Annotated in this window: 5 protein-coding genes and 1 pseudogene; 5 read left to right on the top strand and 1 reads right to left on the bottom strand. The window is 69.6% G+C overall.

Annotated elements, in window-relative coordinates:
• The 5 genes from G3N93_RS34480 to G3N93_RS34460 form a co-directional block, all read left to right on the top strand.
• The coding region (locus tag G3N93_RS34480) for a cell wall metabolism sensor histidine kinase WalK (RefSeq protein WP_206134972.1) at positions 1 to 711 on the top strand (711 nt) is incomplete at its 5' end.
• 111 nt (positions 712 to 822) lie between these two features.
• Positions 823 to 2,307 (top strand): DegQ family serine endoprotease, encoded by a 1,485-nt coding sequence (locus tag G3N93_RS34475; protein ID WP_011353057.1) that lies wholly within the window; start codon positions 823 to 825, stop codon positions 2,305 to 2,307.
• Between the two features lie 105 nt (positions 2,308 to 2,412).
• Positions 2,413 to 2,850: a carboxypeptidase-like regulatory domain-containing protein gene (locus G3N93_RS34470; RefSeq protein ID WP_174942543.1), complete on the top strand. Its 438-nt coding sequence runs from the start codon at positions 2,413 to 2,415 to the stop codon at positions 2,848 to 2,850.
• 132 nt (positions 2,851 to 2,982) lie between these two features.
• A complete protein-coding gene (locus G3N93_RS34465; protein WP_011353055.1) occupies positions 2,983 to 3,342 on the top strand; it encodes a DUF427 domain-containing protein in 360 nt (119 codons plus the stop codon).
• Positions 3,343 to 3,370: 28 nt separating this feature from the next.
• Positions 3,371 to 4,078, top strand: coding sequence for a CoxG family protein (locus tag G3N93_RS34460; protein WP_174940375.1), 708 nt, complete (start codon positions 3,371 to 3,373; stop codon positions 4,076 to 4,078).
• 42 nt (positions 4,079 to 4,120) lie between these two features.
• Here G3N93_RS34460 and G3N93_RS34455 read toward each other — a convergent pair.
• Positions 4,121 to 4,606 (bottom strand): annotated as a pseudogene (locus tag G3N93_RS34455) (helix-turn-helix domain-containing protein); the annotation flags it as partial.
• Positions 4,607 to 4,713 lie beyond the last annotated feature (107 nt).

Genomic DNA, 4,713 nt, shown 5'->3' with positions numbered 1-4,713 from the left:
ACGCAGAAGGCCTTCGTGGCCGATGCCGCGCACGAACTGCGCACGCCGCTCGCGGCCGTGCAGATCCAGGCGCAGCTCGTCGCCCGCGCGAAGGACGACGCATCGCGCCGCGAGGCGGTCGCGGATCTCCAGGATGGCGTGTCGCGTGCGACGCGCCTCACGGAGCAACTGCTTGCGCTCGCACGCGCCGAACCGGATGGCGCGACGATGCGCGAGCCGGTCGACCTGCAGGCGCTGCTCGCCGAATGCGTGGCCGCGCTTGCGCCGCTCGCGCAACGGCACGACATCGATCTCGGCTTCGAGGAGACGCGCGCGGCGAGCGTCGTCGCGGACGTCGGCGCGCTGCGCGTGATGTTCGGCAACCTGCTCGACAACGCGGTGAAGTACACGCCGGACGGCGGACGCATCGACGTGTCGCTGACCCGCGACGCGGCCGGCCGCGCGTGCGTGCAGATCGGCGACAGCGGGCCCGGCATTCCGGCCGACGAGCGCGAGCGCGTGTTCGACCGCTTCTACCGCGACAGCTCCGCGCGGGCGCGCACCGACGTATCGGGCAGCGGGCTCGGGCTCGCGATCGTCAAGCGCGTGGCTGCGCAGCAGGGCGCGACGGTGTCGCTCGGCGACGCGGCCGCGGGCGGCCTGCTCGTCAGTGTCGTGTTCCGCGATGCCGAGATGCCGGCCGAGGCGCCGCAGCCGTCCGAATCGGTATGAAGGCCGGCGCCGGACGGGCGCCGGCAGCCGCTTAAGCCCCGCTTAAGGCTGATTAAGCCTCCTTTAAGTCAGGGTCGTTACGCTGCGTCCTAACAAAGAGGAGGTCCTACGATGAACACCCGATTCCTTGCGCGCGGCGCCGTCGCGGTCGCCGTGGCGGCCGCCCTGTCCGCCGGCTATGTCGCCGGCACCCGCCGCGCCGATCCGCAGATCATCACGCCCGCACAGGCTGCCGCGCTGATGCCGGCCGAAGCGGCCGCGAAGACCGGCATCCCCGATTTCTCCGGGCTCGTCGAGACCTACGGCCCGGCGGTCGTGAACATCAGCGCGAAGCACGTCGTGAAGCAGGTGTCGCGGCGCGTGCCGCAGCCGCAGCTGCCGATCGATCCGAGCGATCCGTTCTACCAGTTCTTCAAGCACTTCTACGGCCAGGTGCCGGGCATGGGCGGCGACGCGCAGCCGGACGACCAGCCGAGCGCGAGCCTCGGTTCCGGGTTCGTCATCAGCTCCGACGGGTACATCCTCACCAATGCGCACGTGATCGACGGCGCGAACGTCGTCACGGTCAAGCTGACCGACAAGCGCGAATACAAGGCGAAGGTCGTCGGCTCCGACAAGCAGTCCGACGTCGCGGTGCTGAAGATCGACGCGAGCGGCCTGCCGACCGTGAAGATCGGCGACCCGGCGCAGAGCAAGGTCGGCCAGTGGGTCGTCGCGATCGGTTCGCCGTACGGCTTCGACAATACGGTCACGTCGGGCATCATCAGCGCGAAGTCGCGCGCGCTCCCGGACGAGAACTACACGCCGTTCATCCAGACCGACGTGCCGGTGAACCCCGGCAACTCGGGCGGCCCGCTGTTCAACCTGCAGGGCGAGGTGATCGGCATCAACTCGATGATCTACTCGCAGACGGGCGGCTTCCAGGGGCTGTCGTTCGCGATCCCGATCAACGAGGCGATCAAGGTGAAGGACGAGCTCGTGAAGACGGGCCACGTGAGCCGCGGCCGCCTCGGCGTCGCCGTGCAGGGGCTGAACCAGACGCTTGCAAGCTCGTTCGGACTGCAGAAGCCGGACGGCGCGCTCGTCAGCTCGGTCGATCCGAACGGCCCGGCCGCGAAGGCCGGCCTGCAGCCGGGCGACGTGATCCTGTCGGTCAACGGCTCGCCGGTTGCCGATTCGACATCGCTGCCCGCGCAGATCGCGAACCTGAAGCCGGGTTCGAAGGCCGACCTGCAGATCTGGCGCGACAAGTCGAAGAAGTCGATCAGCGTGACGCTCGGCGCGATGGCCGATGCGAAGCTCGCGTCGAACGACGGCGGGCCGGTCGAGCAGGGGCGCCTGGGCGTCGCGGTGCGTCCGCTGTCGCCGCAGGAGCGCAGTGCCGACAACCTGTCGCACGGCCTGATCGTGCAGCAGGCCGGCGGGCCGGCCGCCAACGCGGGCATCCAGCCCGGCGACGTGATCCTCGCGGTCAACGGCCGCCCGGTCACGAGCCCCGAGCAGTTGCGCGACGCGGTCAAGGGCGCGGGCAACAGTCTTGCTCTGCTGATCCAGCGCGATAATGCACAGATCTTCGTGCCGGTCGACCTGAGCTGACCGGCTACGGCCGACGGCCGGCCAGGCCGGCCGCGGCGGGCGCCGCCGCCGTACTGAAGGTGTGACGCAGCGCCCTGTATGTGTTCCGACCCCAAGGAGAGAGCCATGCAATATCTACGCAACGTGTCCCGATATGCCGTCGCCGCGGCGCTGGCCGCCGGCCTCGCAGCCGGAGCGACCGGCGCGTACGCGCAGTCGGACGGCTTGCCCGCCGCGCGCCAGCAGGGCGACGTCACCTTCGTGTCCGGCGGCGTCGGGCAGGACGAATCGACGGCGTTCCAGCGCAACGAGCCGAGCTGGCCGCTGGCGCTGCGGTTCACCGGCAAGGGCGGCGAGTTCCTGGCCGACGTCCATGTGCGGATCGTCGACGGCAAGGGTGCCGAAGTGCTGAAGACCGACGCGCGCGGGCCGTACATGCTCGTGAAGGTGCCGCCGGGCCGCTATACGGTGCATGCGTCGTACCAGGGCAACGAGGAATCGCGTGCCGTCACGGTCGGCGCGAAGGGCGGCGCGAAAACCGCGTTCCAGTGGAGCGCGCAGTAGCCTGCCGCGCGCCCCCCGGCCGGGGCCGCGCATTCGGCTGCGGTTTCGCCCATAATGAAAGCCACGGCACCCGTGCCGTGGCTTTTTTCGTTTCCTGAGCCTGGCTTGGCCCGGCCGCCCCAAGGAGAAACGATGTCCGACGCAGCCGACCCTCGTCTCGAAATCGTGCCGAACCGCCATCGCGTGCGCGTGATCCATCGCGGCATCACGTACGCCGATTCGCACGGCGCGCTGACCGTGCGCGAAACGGGCCTGCCGGACACCCACTACCTGCCGCGCGGCGACGTCAACATGCGCCGGCTCGTGAAATCAGGCGTCACGTCGGCCTGCCCGTTCAGGGGCGAGGCCGTGCACTTCGACTTGCAGACGGAAGACGGCGTGATCGAGAACGCCGCATGGAGTTACGAGGAACCGAAGGAGGCCGCGTTGGCGCTCGCGCACTACGTTGCCTTCGACGCCGCACGGATCGACAGTCTCGTCGAGACGTCCTGATGCGGCGCGTGTTCATCGGGGAGGCGTCATGGAACTGAACGACACATTACGCATACCGCTCGCACCGCCTGTCGTGCGGGAGGCGTTCGAGGATCTCGCGTTGCTGCGCGCGAGCTTCGAGCGTTGCGAATCCTTCGAGAAGCTTGCGCATGGCGAGTTTGCGCTGACGATCACGGTGCCGCTCGGCCCGCTGCGTGCCCGCTACGACGTGCGTGCGCATGCCGCCGCCGAGCAGGGCGACGCGGAAGGGCAGCCGCGCCGCGTAATCAACTTCAAGGCGCGGGCCGCCGGGCTCGGTGCGCTGCGCGGTCAGGTCGAACTCGTGCTGATGCCGGATGACGACGCGAACGCCACGCGTATCGAGTACGTGGTCTGGGCGACGGCGAGCGGCCCGCTCACCGAGCTGCCGGGGCGGCAGATCGAAAATACGCTGCGCGAATGGACCGACGATTTCTTCCGCGAATTCTGCGCGGTCGTGCAGGCGAAGCACGGTCTTGCGCCGAATCGCGCGCGCTCGGCCGCGCCACGACGCCAGCATGTGTTCCTGCGGCCGGCGTCGCTGGTGGCCGCGACGAAGCGGGCGCTGCCGCCGCACCTCGGCGGCGCGCTGACCGGGCGTGCCGCCAGCGCGCTCCCGCATCGCGGCTCCGGCACGGTGCCCGTATGGGCGTGGGCCGCGGTGATCATCTTCGTCGCGCTGCTGCTTTACGCGGCACGCTGGATCAACGGCGGCTGAGCGACCGGCCGGTTGCGCGGCGACGCGTGCTCGCCGCGTGCGTTACCGCACGACATCGGCGCCGGCTCCGGCGCCGCGAAATTCCCTTCGGTATGCCGACGGCGATGTGCCAAGCGCGCCCGCGAAATGCTGGCGCAGCGACACGCTCGACCCGTAGCCGGCCGCCTGCGCGATCGCATCGATCGATTGCCCGGTCGTTTCCAGCAGATGCTGCGCGCGCGCGAGCCGCTCGGCCTGCAGCCACGCTGTGACGGTCGTGCCGGTCGCCTGGCGGAAGTGGCGCGTAAACGTGCGCCGGCTCATCAGCACGCGTTCGGCGAGCGAGTCGACGCTGTGTGCCGCATCGAGGTGGGCGCGCACCCAGTCGAGCAGGCCCGCGAGCCGTGCATCGCGCGGATGCGCGGCAACCGGCTGCGGCACGTATTGCGCCTGCCCGCCCTGGCGGTGCGGCGGGATCACGAGGCGTCGCGCGCACTGGTTACGGGCGTCCGAGACGAAGCGCAGCCGGACCACATGAAGGCAGCACTCCGGACTAACGGAAGTGCGTCCGGCAGGGCACGCGTATGCGACAGACGACAACTCTCTGTTGTCTCAGTCATTCTACACACAATAGTTCCCATCACTGAGAACACACC

The sequence above is a fragment of the Burkholderia sp. Se-20378 genome, assembly GCF_017104665.1.
Classification (GTDB): Bacteria; Pseudomonadota; Gammaproteobacteria; order Burkholderiales; family Burkholderiaceae; genus Burkholderia; species Burkholderia lata.
Note: the sequence above shows the minus strand (reverse complement) of the source record. Positions and strands in the feature narration are given on the sequence as shown.

Bases quoted from the DNA above. Each gene is read 5' to 3' on its own strand.
- G3N93_RS34475 (WP_011353057.1), top strand. From the start codon at position 823: ATGAACACCCGATTCCTTGCGCGCGGCGCCGTCGCGGTCGCCGTGGCG.
- G3N93_RS34470 (WP_174942543.1), top strand. From the start codon at position 2,413: ATGCAATATCTACGCAACGTGTCCCGATATGCCGTCGCCGCGGCGCTG.
- G3N93_RS34465 (WP_011353055.1), top strand. From the start codon at position 2,983: ATGTCCGACGCAGCCGACCCTCGTCTCGAAATCGTGCCGAACCGCCAT.
- G3N93_RS34460 (WP_174940375.1), top strand. From the start codon at position 3,371: ATGGAACTGAACGACACATTACGCATACCGCTCGCACCGCCTGTCGTG.